Source organism: Thioalkalicoccus limnaeus, assembly GCF_041197575.1.
In the GTDB taxonomy this organism is placed as follows: Bacteria; Pseudomonadota; Gammaproteobacteria; order Chromatiales; family Chromatiaceae; genus Thioalkalicoccus; species Thioalkalicoccus limnaeus.
Genome location: NZ_JBDKXB010000008.1, coordinates 60,911 through 78,326, shown reverse-complemented (window position 1 = coordinate 78,326; position 17,416 = coordinate 60,911). Strand labels below are relative to the sequence as shown.

At 62.6% G+C, this 17,416-nt stretch carries 13 protein-coding genes; 7 read left to right on the top strand and 6 right to left on the bottom strand.

What is annotated here, in order from left to right; translation table 11 throughout:
* The first annotated feature begins 316 nt into the window (after positions 1 to 316).
* The 4 genes from ABC977_RS08540 to ABC977_RS08525 all read left to right on the top strand — a co-directional run bounded on the left by ABC977_RS08540 (position 317) and on the right by ABC977_RS08525 (position 4,567).
* Complete coding sequence (locus tag ABC977_RS08540; protein ID WP_369666827.1) at positions 317 to 1,237, top strand: RluA family pseudouridine synthase; 921 nt, start codon at positions 317 to 319, stop codon at positions 1,235 to 1,237.
* Positions 1,234 to 1,953: an HAD-IA family hydrolase gene (locus tag ABC977_RS08535; protein ID WP_369666826.1), complete on the top strand. Its 720-nt coding sequence runs from the start codon at positions 1,234 to 1,236 to the stop codon at positions 1,951 to 1,953. The genes ABC977_RS08540 and ABC977_RS08535 overlap by 4 nt, the downstream gene beginning before the upstream one ends.
* Entirely contained in the window at positions 1,950 to 2,954 is a 1,005-nt protein-coding gene (locus ABC977_RS08530) for a S49 family peptidase (protein ID WP_369666825.1), read from the top strand. Before ABC977_RS08535 ends, ABC977_RS08530 begins: the two co-directional genes overlap by 4 nt.
* Before the next feature lie 188 nt (positions 2,955 to 3,142).
* On the top strand, positions 3,143 to 4,567 hold the full coding sequence (locus tag ABC977_RS08525) for a lytic transglycosylase domain-containing protein (protein WP_369666824.1): 1,425 nt from the start codon (positions 3,143 to 3,145) through the stop codon (positions 4,565 to 4,567).
* A gap of 286 nt (positions 4,568 to 4,853) precedes the next feature.
* Here the strand turns inward: ABC977_RS08525 and putP are convergent, their stop codons facing one another.
* The gene (putP, locus tag ABC977_RS08520) at positions 4,854 to 6,344 is read right to left on the bottom strand and encodes a sodium/proline symporter PutP (protein WP_369666823.1); all 1,491 of its coding nucleotides are present in this window, start codon (positions 6,342 to 6,344) and stop codon (positions 4,854 to 4,856) included.
* A gap of 336 nt (positions 6,345 to 6,680) precedes the next feature.
* On the opposite strand from putP, the gene ABC977_RS08515 reads away from it, so the two are divergent.
* Positions 6,681 to 8,054, top strand: a complete 1,374-nt coding sequence (locus tag ABC977_RS08515; RefSeq protein ID WP_369666822.1) for a hypothetical protein — start codon at positions 6,681 to 6,683, stop codon at positions 8,052 to 8,054.
* A gap of 911 nt (positions 8,055 to 8,965) precedes the next feature.
* Positions 8,966 to 9,925: a Rid family hydrolase gene (locus ABC977_RS08510; RefSeq protein WP_369666821.1), complete on the top strand. Its 960-nt coding sequence runs from the start codon at positions 8,966 to 8,968 to the stop codon at positions 9,923 to 9,925.
* Between the two features lie 97 nt (positions 9,926 to 10,022).
* On the opposite strand, the gene ABC977_RS08505 is transcribed toward ABC977_RS08510, so the two are convergent.
* Complete coding sequence (locus ABC977_RS08505) at positions 10,023 to 11,300, bottom strand: alkaline phosphatase family protein (protein ID WP_369666820.1); 1,278 nt, start codon at positions 11,298 to 11,300, stop codon at positions 10,023 to 10,025.
* Between the two features lie 83 nt (positions 11,301 to 11,383).
* Here ABC977_RS08505 and ABC977_RS08500 point away from each other — a divergent pair, with 83 nt between their 5' ends.
* Positions 11,384 to 11,950 carry an NnrU family protein gene (locus tag ABC977_RS08500; protein ID WP_369666819.1) on the top strand — a complete coding sequence of 189 codons (567 nt, stop codon included), beginning with the start codon at positions 11,384 to 11,386 and terminating at the stop codon, positions 11,948 to 11,950.
* Between the two features lie 128 nt (positions 11,951 to 12,078).
* Here the strand turns inward: ABC977_RS08500 and ABC977_RS08495 are convergent, their stop codons facing one another.
* The 4 genes from ABC977_RS08495 to ABC977_RS08480 form a co-directional block, all read right to left on the bottom strand.
* On the bottom strand, positions 12,079 to 13,029 hold the full coding sequence (locus tag ABC977_RS08495) for a zinc metalloprotease HtpX (RefSeq protein WP_369666818.1): 951 nt from the start codon (positions 13,027 to 13,029) through the stop codon (positions 12,079 to 12,081).
* 289 nt (positions 13,030 to 13,318) lie between these two features.
* Positions 13,319 to 14,632 carry an HlyC/CorC family transporter gene (locus ABC977_RS08490; protein WP_369666817.1) on the bottom strand — a complete coding sequence of 438 codons (1,314 nt, stop codon included), beginning with the start codon at positions 14,630 to 14,632 and terminating at the stop codon, positions 13,319 to 13,321.
* Positions 14,633 to 14,871: 239 nt separating this feature from the next.
* Entirely contained in the window at positions 14,872 to 15,387 is a 516-nt protein-coding gene (fabA, locus tag ABC977_RS08485) for a 3-hydroxyacyl-[acyl-carrier-protein] dehydratase FabA (RefSeq protein WP_369666816.1), read from the bottom strand.
* A gap of 77 nt (positions 15,388 to 15,464) precedes the next feature.
* A complete protein-coding gene (locus ABC977_RS08480) occupies positions 15,465 to 17,195 on the bottom strand; it encodes a proline--tRNA ligase (protein ID WP_369666815.1) in 1,731 nt (576 codons plus the stop codon).
* Between the last annotated feature and the right edge of the window lie 221 nt (positions 17,196 to 17,416).

Genomic DNA, 17,416 nt, shown 5'->3' with positions numbered 1-17,416 from the left:
TACGCTTGCGCAGCCAAGCCCGGCTGAAGACGCACCAGCGGATATCTCGGTGTACAATCCGCCCACCCTCGCCGAACCTGGTTGGGACCTTTGCCTCCGGTCGTCTCGGATGCCCTGCGTGGTCGGAGGGTCGGCGACGGCGTGTACGCATCGGTCCGGGCCTGGGGCCGGTCAAGGGGGCTAGCCGCCCGAAAATTCGCTTAAGGATTGGGCAGCGCAAGTGACCGATATTAGCAACCTTCATACTTCCCATCAATTGATGCCTGTGGCCGCGTCATCGTGTTCGTCGAGTCTTGCCGATCCTGGTCCGCGATGGTTGCGTATCGATTGCGATGGCGCCGGGCAGCGGATCGACAACTTTCTGATCGGTCATCTCAAGGGTGTGCCGAGGAGTCGGATTTATCGCCTGCTTCGCCGAGGGGAGGTGCGGGTCAACAAAGGTCGCGTCAAGCCCGACTACCGTCTGTGTTCCGGCGATGAGATACGGATCCCTCCCTTGCGGATGGCGGCGGCGTCCGACGCACCGGATCCGCCGAGGCACGGACTGACGTGGATCGACGACGCGGTCCTGTACGAGGATGATGCCCTCTTGATCCTGGATAAACCATCTGGTCTGGCTGTCCATGGCGGCAGCGGGCTCAGTCATGGTTTGATCGAGCAGGTTCGCGTGGCCCGCCCGGAGCAGGGTCTCGAGCTGGTGCATCGTCTGGATCGCGAGACCTCGGGCTGCTTGTTGATCAGCAAGCGGCGCAGTCTGCTGCGCGAATTGCATCGTCTTCTGCGTGAACAGGATATCGACAAGCGCTATTTGGCGCTGCTGGTCGGCGAACTACCGCGGACCGAAGTGGTGGTGGAAGCCCCACTGCGCAAGTATCGCCTGCGCGGCGGCGAGCGGATGGTCTGTGTCGACGCACGCGACGGCAAGCCGGCGAGGACGCGGTTCCGGCGTCTGCGCGTGCTGCCCGGGGCGACCCTGGTCGAGGTGCAACCCTTGACCGGGCGCACGCATCAGATTCGGGTTCATGCCGCTTATCTCGGACAACCCGTGGCCGGGGACGAGAAATATGGCGCCGCCGAGTCGAACCGCCGGTTTCGCCAACGCGGGCTGAAGCGGCTTTTCCTGCATGCGGCGAGTCTCGGGATACCGGGACTCGCCGATGGTCGGCGGCTGCGTGTGCAGGCGCCACTTCCGGATGAATTGGAGGCGCTATTGATGACCTTGGGAGGTCCATCGTGAGTCTGAGGCTGATCGTGTTCGACTGGGATGGGACTCTGATGGATTCGGAGGCCCGGATCGTCGCGTGCATTCAAGCGGCGTTCGTCGATATCGGTGAACCGCCGCCGCCCGTCGAGGCAGCGCGCAACGTGATCGGACTCGGGCTGGAGGAGGCGATGGCGATGCTGTGGCCGGACGCCGACATCGAGGCCCGGCGGGCGGTCGAGGATCGTTATCGTACGCATTTTCTGGGCGGCAACGAGACACCATCGGAGCTTTTCCCGGATGCTCGTGCCATCCTCTCGTGGCTGGACCGACGCGGCTACCGGTTGGGCGTCGCGACCGGAAAGAGCCGTCGTGGGCTCGACGAGGCGTTGGCTACCACGTCGCTCGATGGGTTCTTTCAAGCGACGCGGTGCGCGGATGAGACGCGATCGAAGCCCCACCCGGAGATGCTGCTCCAGCTGATGGACGAGCTGCGGATCGCGCCGAGCGAGACCTTGATGGTCGGCGATACCGAGTACGACATGGAAATGGCCCGTAACGCGGGTGTCGGTGCCTTGGCCGTTGCTTACGGCGTCCACGCGCGCGAACGATTGCTCGCACATCGCCCGCTGGGCTGCCTCGAGGTGCTGGGCGAGCTGCCGGCCTGGTTGGAATGTCACGATCCGATCCCCGATGGCCAGTCAGGTCCGGGGTCCGGCAACGAACGAGATAGAAGAGAAGGAACAACATGAATTGGCGATTCTGGAGACGAGCTGGTCGGGATTTGCCCCAGCCGGGTGCCCCTAACTGGGAGCAGGCCATGATCGGGCACATGGCCAACGAGTACCTGCGCGAGCGCCGTCGTCGACGGCGTTGGTCGAGTTTTTTCAAGGGGTTGTTCCTCGTCTACCTGTTCGCGGTCCTGATTTCCTTTTATGCCGAGGATCTGGTCGATCGCGTCAGGGACGGCGAGGGACATACGGCCCTGATCGAGGTCAAAGGGATCATCGCGCCGGATACGCGAGCCAGCGCGGACCGCGTCGTCGGGGCGCTGCGGGCCGCCTTCGAGGACGAGCGCACGCGTGGCGTGGTCCTGCGTATCAACAGTCCCGGTGGGAGCCCCGTGCAGGCTGGATACATCAACGACGAGATCCGGCGGCTCAAGGCCCAGTATCTCGAGGATCACGACCGGGCGATGCCGGTCTACGCGGTGGCGGCCGACCTGTGCGCGTCGGGAGCCTATTACATCGCCGTCGCGGCTGACGAGATCTATGCGGATAAGGCAAGCCTGATCGGATCGATCGGGGTGCGGATCGATGGCTTCGGTCTGGAGGAACTGATCGACAAGCTCGGTATCGAGCGGCGCCTGATGACGGCCGGCCAGAACAAGGGGATTCTGGATCCCTTCTCGCCGATGACCGACAAGCAACGGGATTTTCTCCAAGGGGTCCTCGATGAGTTGCATCAGCAATTCATCGCAGCCGTGAAGGCCGGCCGTGGCGACCGTCTCAATGGGGATGAGGCGATCTTCAGCGGCTTGTTCTGGAGTGGCGAGCAGAGCGTCGAGATGGGCTTGGTCGATGGCTTGGGTAGTGCCAGTTACGTCGCGCGCGAGTTGATCGGCGCGGAAAAGTTCGTTGATTTCACGAAAAAAGGCGATCTGTGGGAGCGCCTCAGCGAACGCTTGGCCACCGAAATCGCCGGGGCCTGGCTGCGCATGACAACGGCCGACAGTTTACCCAGTTGGCGATGAATGCGCGATAAGCCTCTGGATGCACGAAAGACTTAGGGTCATTCCGGACTGGGCAAAGAGACTCGGCCAGACTACTCTATAAGGGGTTGAGGCGGCTCGGGGGGTACCTGGCCGCTCGTGCGCTGCTGACCGGCGTGTGCGTCTATGATACAGACGCGCACGGCCAGCGTTTTGGGAGGGGGTCGACCATGTTCGAATCGATTGCGGACCGGCGTCTGCCGTTGCTGCTTGTTTTGATCCTGTTGCTGGCCGGATGCGCCTCCGCACCGGAACGAGTTGACTACCGTGCGACCGGAGTCTTCCCGGAACCGCCGGAGATCGCCGACAATGTCGCCTTTTGGCGCAATGTCTACGCCTCCTGGAGCCGCGGAGAGGTGGCGATCCATGACAACGAGCATCTCGGGGTCGTCTACGAGGTAGCCAGGTTGCCGGGGCCGGTGCGTGAGGGATACACGCCCGAACAGCGTGATTTCGTTCAGGCGCGCCGCCTGTATCATCAGCGACGCCTCGCGGACCTCGAGATCAAGCATGCGTCCGGTCAGCGCTTGAGCCGTGATGAGCGGGAATTGCGGGATCGGCTCGTGTCGGCCGGAGGCCCGAACGCGGTCGCCGGGGCCTCCGAACGGATCCGCGTCCAGCGCGGTTTGCGCGAACGCTTCCATCGCGGGCTGGAAATCAGCGGGCGGTACGACGCCATCTTCCGCGACATCATGCGGACTCATGGGGTGCCCGAGGATCTCGCTTACCTTCCGCACGTCGAGTCGTCGTTTCAGCTGAATGCTCGATCCGGCGTCGGTGCGGCCGGGGTCTGGCAATTCATGCCTGCCACGGGTCGAGAGTACATGCGCGTGACCTCCGCTGTCGACGAACGCCTCGATCCGGTCATCGCCGCCGACGCAGCGGCGCGTTACCTGCGCAACGCGCACAATCGTCTCGGCAGTTGGCCGTTGGCCGTGACCTCGTACAATCATGGCGTCGGGGGCATGCTGAACGCACGTGCCCAGTTCGGGGATGATTTCGGGGCGATCGCGCGAAACTATCGCGGCCGAGCGTTCGGCTTCTCGTCCAGGAATTTCTATGCGAGTTTCCTGGCGGCGCGCGAGGTGGCGAGCCAACCGCATCGCCACTTCCCGGAAGGGGTCCGGTTCGCGCAACCGCTCCAGGAGGATCGTTTGATTCTGCGTCGTGACCTGTTGGCCACGGATGTCGCCCGGCATTATGGGGTGTCAGTACCGCAGCTCGCGGACCTGAATCTCGCGTGGCGCGATCCGGTTCGTAACGGTCAGGCGACGCTGCCGGCCGGCAGTACCGTGTGGCTGCCGCGTGGCGCATTGCACCGAGTGGCCGGCCATCCCGAGCCGCGGGCGATCCTGGTCGCTCAGACGACGCCCCCCCGCGCGGCTGCGCCTCCGGCACCCCCAGCGAGACCAGCGGCCAGCCGGGTCGCGCCGGCGCAGGCGCCGGTTCGTCATCATGTGGTCCAGCCCAACGAGAACCTGTATCGTGTCGCGCTGCGATATGAGTTGAGCGTCGATGAATTGCGCCGCCTCAACCAGATGGCGCCGAACGACAACACGATCCGGGTAGGCCAGCGGTTGCGCATCAGCGGCTGAACAAGTCCACAGGACGACTCGACAGGCCCTGAACAGGGTCCGAGGGTCGCGAATACGACGAGCGCCAAGGCGTCGAGGGCAGTACCTGGTCGACCGTCATGCCCCGGTGGTCGTTGGGCGGCGCAAGACCGAGCCGATCGGCATCGATCGGCTGCCGCGATGGGTCAGCAGGCATTCTTCGTCGGGGGCTTCGGCCTTTTCGCCAGCGACGAGAACCCACCCGGGCGCGCCGCCGTGGGCTTGATTGGCCCAGCGGCGCCGCGCCCCACCAGCGCTGCGGCACAGGTCAGAGTTGTGAACGGAAGCGGTCGAAGGTATCTCCGATCGACCGCGGCGGCGGGTTGGTGATCAGACTGCCAACCAGGATCGCGAGGGTCGCCAGCACCACCCCGGGAACGATCTCGTAGAGGTCGAACCAGCCACCTTCGAGTGGTTTCCAGATGACGACCGTCAACCCGCCGGTCAGGACCCCAGCCAAGGCCCCTGCCCAGTTCATCCGCCGCCAATAGAGTGACAGCACCAGAACGGGGCCGAATGCGGCGCCGAAACCGGCCCAGGCGTAGCCGACGAGCCCGAGGACCGTGCTGTCCGGGCTCAGCGCGAGCCAGGCGGCGATGACGGCGAGCAGGATGACCGAGATCCGCGCGACCGCGACGATCTCGCGTTGCCCGGCCGCGGGGCGCCAGACCCGGCGATAGAGATCCTCGGCCAGCGCGGACGATGAGACAAGCAGTTGGGAATCGGCCGTCGACATGATCGCCGCGAGGATCGCGGCCAGCAGGATCCCGGCAATGACTGGGTGAAACAGGGCATTGGCCAACACCATCAGGATGGTCTCGGCATCTGCGAGCTGGCCATCGAGGTGCTGGTCGACATAAGCGATGCCGGTGACGCCGACCAGGATCGCGCCGATCATCGTCAGCGCCGACCAACCGACCGCGATCCGGCGCGCCGCTCGAACGTCGCCCGGGCTACGGATCCCGGCGAAGCGCGCCAGAATATGAGGCTGACCGAAATAACCCAGACCCCATGCCATCAGCGAGACGATAGCGATCCAGGACAGCGGGGTGCCATCACCATCCAGGCCGATCGCCAGCAGATTGGGATGTCCTTGTTCGACCGCCGTCACGGTCGCTACGACGCCGCCGTTGGCTTGGATCGCGACGATCGGCACCAGGAGCAGTGCTGCGGCCATCAGTAGGCCCTGCACGAGATCGGTCCAGGATACGGCGAGAAAGCCCCCGAAGAGCGTGTAGGAGACGACGAATAGGGCGCCGATCGCCAGCGCGAGCTGGTAGTCGAGGCCGAAGACCGTTTCGAACAGCTTGCCACCCGCGACGAGGCCGGCACTGGTGTAGAAGAGAAAGAACACCAGGATGAACAAGGCCGACATCAGCTGAAGCAGGTGGCCATGGTCACCGAAGCGATTGGCGAAATATTCGGGTATCGTCAAGGCATCGTCGGCGAGATAGCTGTAAGTGCGCAGACGCCTCGCGACCAGTTGCCAGTTCAGCCAGGTTCCGACCAGCAGCCCCCCGGCAAGCCACAAGGCATCGATGCCGGCCACGAACGCGAAGCCCGGTAGGCCGAGCATCAGCCAGCCGCTCATATCCGAGGCGCCGGCCGACAGGGCCGCGGGCCAGGGGCCGAGGCGCCGCCCGCCGAGAAAGTAGCCCGACGAGTCTCTCGTGCTGCGATACGCCCAGATCCCGATACCGAGCATCAGGGTCAGGTAGACGATAAAAGCCGCTGTGACGGCGGTCGGCTCATCGACCATGTAGCGGTTCCCCGTAGTGAGCGATCGGTAGTCGCGCGAGCGATGATCCCACGTAGGCCGGTGGGTTCGACGGGCGTCCGCGGTGGAGCACCGGTCAACGGCGCGTAAGGTATCACCGGGGGCACGGCGCGGAAACCCGATCTCGACGTCGCCCATCCCCGGTTAGCCGCATGATCGTTCCGTTGGCGAGCGGGGACACGGATTGATCCGGCGCGACAGGCCGCCCGTGGCCTCCAATATCCGGTGCTTTGCCTGGTTTCAAGCGATCTGGTAGCATTCACTCAATTGTCATCTAGTTGACGGTTCTGCATCGATTTGCAATTCGAGTTCTTGGCGATGGATAAGAAAAGCATTGCGGCTCGGTTTCGCACCCTGGATTTCACCAATGATCGGGCGCTGAATTCGGTGGTGTTTTATGGATGCGTACGTAACCCGTTGCGTATGCATTCCTATTATGTGATGGATTTATTGCATGCGAAATGTCATGTGATCGATGTCAGTGCAGCCTATACGCTGCAGAATTTTTATAGGCGGCTGCAGGCGGTCAAGAATAACAATTACGTCGAATATCGCCATTTTGCAACGCTGCGCGCCTTGTTTCAGGATGGAACCTATGGCCTCAAGCAATTCGGTCTATTGGTCGGGAGTCTGCTTCCCCACCATGTAACCCATATCGGAAAGCAGCGATTCTGGATCGGGACGGCAGGCAGTCACAATGCACTGATATGCGATCTTGGAGAAAAGTCGGTCACCTCGATCGTGCCGACGAGCGAAGATGATCTCCTTGGGCCGCAGATTGCCTACGACAAAGAGTCCAATAGTATCGACTTGCTGACCTATGATCTGCGCGGCCACATCCGCATGGGTTCGGTCGAGCCGGGTTTGAAGAATCGCTTTTCAATCAAGCGTTACCATCAGGATGCCGGCCAGGTCCAAACCTTGTGGCAGGGTGATATCAACTGTTTCCTGGTCGACGGTTTTCGTGTAACGACCGATCGTCGGTATGCCATCTTCAGCGATCTGAGATTCGCTCTAGACGATGAGCATCAGTTCGAACCGAGCTCCATCTATATCGTCGACTTGGTCGAAGGTCGGCACTGGGAGATCCCGGGCCTCAAGTCGTCTGCGCATGTCGAGGTCGATCCTGACGACCCCCATGTCATTTATGTTTCCGAGCACCAGATCGGGATCATCATCAAGGACAAGGTCACCGAGTCCGATAAGACGAAAAACAAGGATTTGACCTGGTTTGCAACCTTGGGTTTCGTGACCAAGGAAGTGGGCGCGTTCGTCGGTGTCGCGGCGATTCACAAGTATCGAATCACGGATTCGGGGCCGGTGCGGGTGGCGACCTTCACCGATGGGAAAGACTTCGTCCGCGCAACCTGGCATTTTGTGTTCAAGAACAAGGGTAGAAAATATCTCGGTAGCATTTCGTCACCCTATATCATCATCATCGATGCGGAGACGATGACGCTACACAAGAAGATCAAGACCGGCGTCATGCCGCTTTATGGGTTGCAGGTCTCCGAGGATGGCGAGCAATTCTACTGCAATTCCTTTTTCGACTTCTATATCATCGATTTTGATAGCGGGGAGGTCAAAGCCCATTTCAACCTGCGCAAGCGGGAAAAGGGGAAGGTATTCCATGTCTCGGCCCATACGACGAGGGTCGACGGTTTTTGGGAGTCGGCCTCGTCCATGGGGTGACCCGTGCGCAATGGAAGGGCTGCGGGGCGTCGAACGGCGGTGATCGTTGGGGGCGAGATCGACGCGCGTCGTGCCAGCGTCGGTCGTGGTACCGCGTCATGGGGTGGCCCTATGGGGAGTCTCTTTTGCAATAGCCTGACCACAGGTCTTAAGATACCGGGTCGGTTGGCGACCGACGCGCTGTTGCGAGCCAGAATGTCCTTGAAGGCGGGTCATCCCGTGTATCGACTCGTGTTGGCCTCCGGACGATCGTTGAGGGGATTCCTGGTGTGTCGCCGAAGCGGTGCGACTGTGAAACCTGCTCCGTGAGCGCGGGCTCCCGGGTCACCCTTGCGGGAGGCGCGTGCGGCATACGGGACGGGGTTTCGCCTCAGGGATGGCGCCGTAGCGCTAACCGATGTTGTCCGGCAGACAATCGTGGTATGCCAAATGTTTAGTATTGGGATCGCGAATATGGAAGGACGCCGAGGCTTATCGTAAGTCAGTGGTGGGCGTTGCTTTCAGGCAGTGGCTGTGTAGCGATGCGTTGGCTCGAATGGGTACCCGATCCGGGGCTATCTCGATGCGAGGCAGCGATTCGCCCCGCCATGGGTTTGCTGGGCTCAAATGAATGGAACCTGGTTCTCGGTTCGATACCAGCGGCGGCCCGGATCCGTTCGGGCCGAAGCCGTTGGTCGACGCGGCCCGGTCTCGAATGGGTGAGATTCGGTGACCGGCGTGCGCGATACGCAGATGCGAGGACCGTTGCTGGTGCGTGGTCAGGCGGCGATCCCGCCGCTGGACACTTCGCGTAGTCAGCGAAGAGCTCATGGCCCCGGTTCGATCCGGAGGTCGCCGATAGCAAACTCGTTACCTGAGGTATGTCCAGAATGGAATGCCAAGTCAGTCGAGACTTGATACTTGAATACATTGTGGACAAGGACGCCGCGAATGGAAGCGCCGACCAGTACATACGGGAGAAGAACCTGGTCGTGTTACAGGAAAGGATTGTCACTCCGCCCGAACGATTGGGCACGGTCACACCTCTTAGCCGCGATCCGTTGGTCATATTCAACGATAGCAGTCTTCCGGTGCAGCGCTCGATGATTGCCGTCAACGGGTCATGTCGCCTCGAGCAGCTCGACTTCGGAGTGATGCTCGAGTCGGATGACACAAAGATGTTGTTCAGTCATCCGTTGTCGACCGGGGAGACTATCTCGTTCGATTCGTTCAACAAGGTCTATACAGGGCTTTCGCGGTTGCTCGATCAAGCCGATCTGAAAGCCAATCGTATCGTTCGAAAGTGGTTCTTTGCAAAGGATATCTTTCGCGATTACGAGTTGATCAATCAAGTGAGAGATGGCTGGTTCTCGACCTGGTTCAACGGGTCTGACTTCATTCCTGCGAGTACCGGAATTCAAAGCCTGATCAACCGTTCCGGGCACATTTCACTCGAGTTCCTCGCGATCGATGGCAAGGATATTCAAATCGATCAGATGCACTGCTCGATGCAGAACGAGCCAATCGAATACAATAAGATGTTTAGCCGTGGAATATTGGTCTCCGCGCCCCGTGGACGGATCGCTTTCATCAGTGGAACGGCCTCCACCGACGAAAGAGGCGAGGTCAAGTACGTGGCCGACATCGCACGGCAATTCGAGCACACGCTCGATTGCATCGCCGATCTCTTGGAAAGCGTCGGCATGGGATTCGCAGATATCGCGCAAGGGATGATGTGGTTGAAGAGAAAGGGCGATTACCAGCCGTGTCTGGAGATCGCGCGGCGCTATGGATTCCCGATCGACCGGTGCTTGTCGTTGCTCGATTGCAACGTGTGCCGGGACGACTGGCTTTGTGAGATCGAGGTGACGGCATACAAGAACAAGGAATGATCGATGTCCCGGGGTAGTTGGTGCCAAGCGGCGTTTGGCGCGGTCTTTCGCGCCCTGTGCTGTCCCTGATCGCCCGAGACCATCGGCTCCCTGTTCGTCAGGCCCGCAACAAACACAGCGGAACGTGTAATTCGGCCGTGCTGAGTCCGCCATGAACACCGATGAGCGTGTGAGCCTCCTCGGTCAGCAGTCGCTCGTGGATCGCGTAGGATCCGCGCATGAGAAGGGTGTAGTCACCGATCCGGTCGGCGAGGCGGCGATTGACCGGGCCGGATCCAAAGAGTCCGGCGGCGATCAGGTCCCGACTGGCGTGGGCTTCGGCCACGGCGTCGAGCCGGCCCCGTGCGAGTTCTAGAAAGGTGGCGATGCGGTCTGGACGCAGGTAACAGAAGGCCGCACGGGGTTCGCCACACAGTGGAAGGATCAGGCAATCGGCCAGATCGGCATGATCGGCGAGCTCGATGTGTTCCGCAGGGGTCGTGTCCAGCTGACCATGGTCGGCCGTGACGAGCAGCAGCGTATCGCTCCCGGTGATATCGTCGAGAAAATCGGCGATCGCTCGCTCGATCTCATGCAGATGCGCCCACGCCGCCGGACCCTCGATGCCTTGTTCGTGGCCGAGGCGGTCGAGTTCGGGCCAGTAGAGATACAGGTACTGGGGGCCACGGCCCCGGCGTACGATCTTTCGTGCCTCGCGGAGGATCGCGGTCAACGAGTCGGCGGCTCGGATCTGGGCCCCGCGGCTGTACGCGCGGTTGAAATCGGAGTGGGCGATCCGTGTCGGCGAGAGCACATGGCTGCTGGCATCGATCTGCTCGAAAAGTGGTTTGGCCTCGAACAGCCCGGCCGGGTCGAGGCCGGCTTCCCGGTAACCCGGTCCCCCATAACGCGGTCGCCCCGGAAGAACGGTCATCACGGTTCCCAGTTCACGCAGCCAGGTGTGCCAACCCGTCAGACCGTGTTGTTGCGGGGCCTGGCCAGTCAAGAAGGTCGGGATGGCCGCGGCCGTGGTCGGTGGAAAGACCGAGGTCATGGTCGTCCGGCGATGACGGCTCAAGAGCCCGTCCGGGGCGCGGCGTTCGAGCCATTCGGCGCCGAGCCCGTCGATGACCAGCAGGATCAGATTGGTGATCCCGGCAATCTCGCTGACCGACAGTGTCGTCAGCGCCGGGTAAGCCGAGCGTCCGCCCCGTGCCTGGATCAGGCTGCTCATCAAATTGACGAGTCCACCACCCTGATAATCGGGCTTCGGCCAGCCCGTGAACGCGCCGCTCGCTTCGTTTCGCGCCGTTGGCGACGATGTGGCATCGGTCGAGATCTCGCCGGCGTCGACGGGAATCGAGCCGCCGTCGGGGTCGGATCGGAGCGGTTTCATCGAGGCCCCTTTGGCCGTCGCCTACGAGGAGTCGTCGAGCGTAAAATACCGGGCTGGTCGTAACGAAGCATAGGGGTTGATCGATGACGCTGTTGATTTTGGGACTATTGTTGTTTTTCGCAGTCCACACGCTGCCGAGTTTTTCATCGGTGTATCAGCCATTGCGGGACAGGCTGGGCATGCTTGCGTTTCAGGGCATCTTCTCGCTGATCGCCGTGACCGGGTTGGTCTTGGCGCTGATCGGCAAGCGCGATGCGCCGATCATGCCGGTTTGGGAGCCGAATGAGTTCACTATGAGTCTGGCGCCGGGCCTGATGCTGCCGGCCGCGATGCTGTTAGTTCTGGCGTACGTACCGAGCAATGTCAAGCGCTACCTCCGTCACCCGATGCTGACCGCGGTGCTGCTCTGGTCCGTCGCGCATCTGCTGGCGAATGGACACCTGGCCGCGATGGTCTTCTTTGGCAGTTTCGCGGTGTACAGCGTGTTCGCGATGATCTCGGCTAACCGCCGCGGGGCAACGAAGAGCAAAGAGACGAAATCGATGCTGTGGGATTTGGCCGGAGCCGGCGGCGGTATCGCGCTTTACGCGCTCGGTGTGTTCCTGCATCCTTATCTGTTCGGTGTGCCGGCGATACTGCCGAAGGGGTAGCCGAGGCGAACACGGCGCCCCGCCGGCCGCACGCGGCAAACCTCGAGTCGCATCTGCGTTTCCGTCCGTGGGTCGATTGGCGACGGACCTCGCGCCAACCACGTCAGCGGCGTCAGGTGTCACGGTCGTCAGAACCACAGGCCGCCGAAACGCGATCGCGGCCGCAAAGGCGTGTTGGGGCGCAAGAGCGTCGCCAGCTCGCTGGCGATGACCTGCTGCGGTATCTCGATGCTCAGCGGCTTGCGTTGCCGCGGGGCAAGGTCGATGAGGCGCTTGATCCGATCCTCGGTGGGCGGATGTGTCCGCAGCAGCGAAGGGTCTGGGACCTTTCGCTGCGGCATCAGGATGCGCTCCCACAGCGGGCCTTGAATGCGTTCGATCTTGGTCAGCGCGAGCGCCAGGCCTTCCGGGTCTCCGGACAATTCCGCGGCACGCCGATCGGCTTCGTATTCCCGATTCCGTGACAGTGCCAGCTGCACGAGGGCACTCAGCGTCGGAGCCAAGACCAACACCAGAATCGTCAACCAAGGGATCGGGATACCGGTGAGGATGGCCAAAGGCAGGCTGATCAAGAGCAGCACCTGGCCGGCGAGGCTCAACAGATTCGTGATGCGGCTGACGAGATCGGCAAAGGCCATGACCTGGATATCGTCATTGGCGATATGACTGACTTCGTGCGCCAAGACTCCGGCAAGCTCGCGGTGCGTCAGACGACGCAGCAGACCGTCGGACAGCGCGATCACCGATTCATTGCGGTGACCCGTGGCGAAGGCGTTCATGACCGGCGACGGAATATAGTAAAGATGCGGAACGCGCGACAGGCCGGCCCGGCGGGCCAGTTCTGCGACGATCGCACGGATGCGCGGTGCTTCCCAATCTGATAGGAAGCGTCCGTGATAGAGGGGCAGCACGAGTCGTGGTGAGGCTTGCGGGCTGGCAAGCGACAGCACCAGAACGGCGCCGAGCGCCGCCATGGCGAAGAAGACCCCGCCGATGACCCAGGCGAGATAGCCTAGCAGCACAGCTAGCGACCAGATCAGAGCGACGCTTTGAAGCAGGTTGCGGACCCGGTTGGCCATGAGACGCTCGTGATTCATACTGGAGAGCTAGGGGCTGGCCGACGCCGATCCAAGCCAGGAACGACGAATAGGTCCGGCTGGGGGCAGCTCGTCAGGACGGCCTTGACCGTTCCGAGAAAACGTCACAAGGAGTGCGCGCGACGCTTGGCGAACGGGACCTCGCGGTTCCACCGCCAACGATGACTATCGCGCCGGTCACGACGAGGTCGTGTGACGATCGGCAACCCGCGACTCGCCGCCGGCTTCGTCGCGGGCACCACGAGGGCGGGCACCCGATGGCGTCCCGAGGTCATCCTTCGGGCTGCGGGGGAGGGTGGGTCGCCGTGTCGTCCTCTGTCATGTGCAGCGGGCCGCCGCGATAGCGGACCGTTTTGACCGCATTGTCTGCCGTGTGCAGGATCTCCAGGACGTGCCCGTGCAGCATCAGGCTCGTCCCTGGTTCGGGGATCGTTTCCATGTAATCGAGGATCAGCCCGTTGAGGGTCTTGGGGCCGTCGGTCGGCAGTTTCCAACGCATGAAGCGATTCAGGTCGCGAATCGTGATACCGCAATCGATCAGCAGGCCGCCGTCGGCGTGACGCATGATCTCCGGGATGTTATCCGCGGGATCCGTGGTGAACTCGCCGACGATCTCCTCGAGCAGATCCGTCAACGCGACCAAGCCGAGGAAGTCGCCGTATTCGTCGACGACCAAGGCGACTCGTTGCCGCTCCCGCTGAAAGTTCAGTAGTTGCTGATACAGTCGCGTGCCCTCCGGCACGAAATAGGGTGCGCGGCTGATCTCGCGCAGTTGTTCCTTCGACAACTCCTCGCGGTCGCGCGACAGGCGCAAGATATCGCGGATGTGCAGCGTGCCGATGACATTGTCGACACCACCATCGAACAACGGCAGGATCGTATAGCTCGCATTGTGCAGCGTGCGCAGGATGTCATCGAGCGGATCCTGCAGGTCGATCCCCTCGACCTCGTGACGCGGGATCATGATGTCCTCGACCGTGGCCCGCTCGAGATCCAGGATCCCGAGCAACATGGTGCGACTGCGCTCGGGAATCATCGCCCCGGCCTCGTTGACCACGGTACGCAGTTCCTCACGGCTCAGCGTTTGGCTTGCCGTGCCATCGGCGTGCACACCGATAGAGCGTAAGATGATCTTGGCGATCAGGCTGACCAGGATCACCAGTGGCGAGAACAGCTTGATCAGCGGCGTGTAGATGAACGCCGCCGGATAGGCGAGCCGCTCCGGATGCAACGCCGCCAGGGTCTTCGGCGTGACCTCCGAGAAGATCAGGATCACCAGCGTCAGGAGGCCGGCGGCAACCGCGATCGCGTTGTCACCGCCGATGCGCAGCGCGATGATCGTCGCCAGCGACGAGGCCAAGATGTTAACGAAGTTGTTCCCGAGCAGGATCAGGCCAATCAGACGATCCGGACGGTCGAGCAGGGCTTGAGCAAGACGCGCGCCACGGTGGCCCTGGTCGGCGCGATGACGCAGCCGGTAGCGGTTGATCGTCATCAGGGCGGTCTCCGAACCGGAGAAGAAGGCCGAGAGAACGAGCAAGAACAGCAGCGACAGAAACAGGGCGGAGAGCGGAATCTCGTTCATGGCGGCGGCGCGAACTGTCGTCCGAGTTCAAGGCTTTTCGCGGCCCTCTACCGGGAACCGCGGGGCGAACGCCCGCTTCGGCCTCGTGCGTCATTATCGGCCCGAGCGGCACTCGGTTCTGAGTGCCACATGGCGTGTGTGGCACCGCAGAGCGGCTGTCACGAGTCTTTCAGGGTTTGGGGTAACCGGTCTCCGAGGACCGCAGGCACGCGGGGTTTGGTACCGATCCAGTGGCGGTCTCAAAACCCCTCGGTCGAGATGAAGAGGCCGACGCGCAGATCCTTGGCGGTGTAGATCTGACGGCCGTCGACCTCGACGCTTCCGTCACCGATGCCGAGCGCGAGCTTGCGGCTGATGACCCGTTTTAGGTCGACCTTGTAGGTCACGGTCTTCGCGGTTGGCAGGACCTGCCCGAAGAACTTGACCTCGCCAACGCCGAGGGCGCGACCGTGTCCGGGGTTACCGATCCACGCAAGCCAAAAACCGACCAATTGCCACAGGGCGTCGAGCCCCAAACAGCCGGGCATGACCGGGTCGCCGGGAAAATGGCACTGGAAGAACCAGAGATCGGGTGTCACATCGAGCTCGGCGAGGATCTCGCCTTTGCCGAAGGCGCCGCCGCTGTCGGTGATCTTGAGGATTCGATCGAGCATCAGCATGTTCGGGACTGGCAATTGCGCATTGCCCGGCCCAAACATCTCTCCGTAGCCACACTGCAGCAACTGCGCTCGGTCGAAGGCTTCCACTCGGCTCATGGGGTCATTGGTCCTGGGTGCGGGGGCGCGCTTCAGACGCCCGGTGGGTCGAAAGGAACGCGAGGATCGATCGCGCGTTACGGGGTCGGCCCGGCGGCGAGCCGTTCGCGTAGAAAGGGTAAGACTCCGTCCAGCGGGATGAACTGAGGGTCGGCGTCCCGGCGACCCTTGTATTCGACGGTTCCGGCATCCAAGCCCTTGTCGCCGATCACGATCCGGTGTGGAATCCCGACTAGCTCGATATCCGCGAACATGACGCCGGGACGGACGTCACGGTCGTCGAGCAGGACGTCGATGCCCGCTGCCTTCAGGTCTTGGTAGATTCGGTCGGTGGCCTCGCGGACGCGAAAGGACTTATCCCGCTTCATCGGTAGCAGCGCGACCGTGAACGGGGCCAGCGGTGCCGGCCAGCACAGGCCGCGTTCATCATGATGCTGCTCGATCGCGGCGGCGACGACCCGACTGACCCCAATGCCGTAGCAGCCCATGGTCAGGGTCACGGCCTTCCCGTCTTCGCCGAGCACGGTGGCCTTCATTGCCTCGCTGTATTTGCGGCCGAGCTGAAAGATATGGCCTACCTCGATACCACGGGCGATCTTCAGATAGCCGCGGCCGTCCGGGCTCGGGTCGCCGTCGACGACGTTGCGCAGGTCGGCGACCGGCGGTAGCGGCAGGTCGCGCCCCCAGTTCAACCCGAACCAATGCTGACCGTCGCGGTTGGCCCCGGCGCTGAAGTCCGCCAGCACCGCGACCGCGCGGTCGGCGATGACTGGGATCGGCAGACCGCGTGGGCCGAGCGAACCGGGACCGGCGCCGATCCGTTCGCGGATCTCGGTCTCGGTCGCGAAACGCAAGGGTGTGGCCACCTCGGGACGCTTCGCCGCCTTGATGGCGTTCAATTCGTGGTCGCCGCGGACCAGGAGGGCCACCAGGTCGCTCTCGACGGCGTCGGATGCGGCCACGACCAAGGTCTTGACGGTGCGCTCGATTGGCTGAGCGTACTGTTCAACGAGATCGGCAATGGTCCGGGCCTGCGGTGTGTCGACGAGGCGCAGTGGCTCGCTCGGCGGGGGGGCGTTGCCATCTGGCGTGACAGCCTCGGCGAGTTCGACGTTCGCGGCGAAATCGCCGTCGCTCGAAAAGGCGATGGCATCCTCTCCCGACGCGGCCAGGACGTGGAATTCGTGTGAACTGTGTCCGCCGATGCTTCCGGTGTCGGCCAGCACGGGGCGAAAATCCAGTCCGCAGCGCTGAAAGATCCGGCAATAGGTGTCGAACATGGCCTGATAGGTCTCGGCCAACGAGGTTTCATCGAGATGGAAAGAATAGGCGTCCTTCATCAGGAATTCGCGCGCGCGCATGACGCCGAATCGGGGCCGGATCTCGTCGCGGAATTTCGTCTGGATCTGATAGAAATTGATCGGCAGCTGCTTATAGCTGCGTAGTTCGTTGCGAGCCAGATCGGTGATGATCTCTTCGTGTGTCGGGCCGAAGCAGAAGTCGCGTTGGTGGCGATCCCGCAGTCGCAGCAACTCCGGGCCATATTGGTCCCAGCGTCCGGTTTCCTGCCACAGCTCGGCCGGTTGGACGGCCGGCATCGCGACCTCGAGGGCGCCAGCGCGGTTCATCTCTTCGCGTACGATCTGCTCGACTCTGCGCAGCACCCTGAGGCCGAGGGGCAGCCAAGTGTAAAGGCCGGCCGCGAGTTTGCGGATCAAACCGGCACGGAGCATCAGTCGATGACTGATCACCTCCGCATCGGCGGGTGTCTCTCTGACGGTGTGAAGCGGGAATTGGCTGGTGCGCATGCGAGATGGTGACGGGATGCCGTGATCGTTCGAGGCTGGCGGTCGATTCAGGTGGGCCGGCGACGAGCGCCCTGTACCGCCCTGCGAGGGGTCGAGTCTAGCGGCAGCCGGGGCGCGGGACAAGCCGCGGTCTGCTCGAATCGCGCCGGACTTCGGTCTCGTCTACCCCGGGAAGGCCGGCCGAAGGGCGCGGCCGCCCCGGGGTGTCCGTTTCGGTGGCC

Coding starts and splice junctions, on each gene's coding strand:
- ABC977_RS08505 (WP_369666820.1), bottom strand. CDS start 11,300: ATGAAACCGCTCCGATCCGACCCCGACGGCGGCTCGATTCCCGTCGAC.
- putP (WP_369666823.1), bottom strand. CDS start 6,344: ATGGTCGATGAGCCGACCGCCGTCACAGCGGCTTTTATCGTCTACCTG.
- ABC977_RS08525 (WP_369666824.1), top strand. CDS start 3,143: ATGTTCGAATCGATTGCGGACCGGCGTCTGCCGTTGCTGCTTGTTTTG.
- ABC977_RS08500 (WP_369666819.1), top strand. CDS start 11,384: ATGACGCTGTTGATTTTGGGACTATTGTTGTTTTTCGCAGTCCACACG.
- ABC977_RS08490 (WP_369666817.1), bottom strand. CDS start 14,632: ATGAACGAGATTCCGCTCTCCGCCCTGTTTCTGTCGCTGCTGTTCTTG.
- ABC977_RS08515 (WP_369666822.1), top strand. CDS start 6,681: ATGGATAAGAAAAGCATTGCGGCTCGGTTTCGCACCCTGGATTTCACC.
- ABC977_RS08530 (WP_369666825.1), top strand. CDS start 1,950: ATGAATTGGCGATTCTGGAGACGAGCTGGTCGGGATTTGCCCCAGCCG.
- ABC977_RS08495 (WP_369666818.1), bottom strand. CDS start 13,029: ATGGCCAACCGGGTCCGCAACCTGCTTCAAAGCGTCGCTCTGATCTGG.
- fabA (WP_369666816.1), bottom strand. CDS start 15,387: ATGAGCCGAGTGGAAGCCTTCGACCGAGCGCAGTTGCTGCAGTGTGGC.
- ABC977_RS08480 (WP_369666815.1), bottom strand. CDS start 17,195: ATGCGCACCAGCCAATTCCCGCTTCACACCGTCAGAGAGACACCCGCC.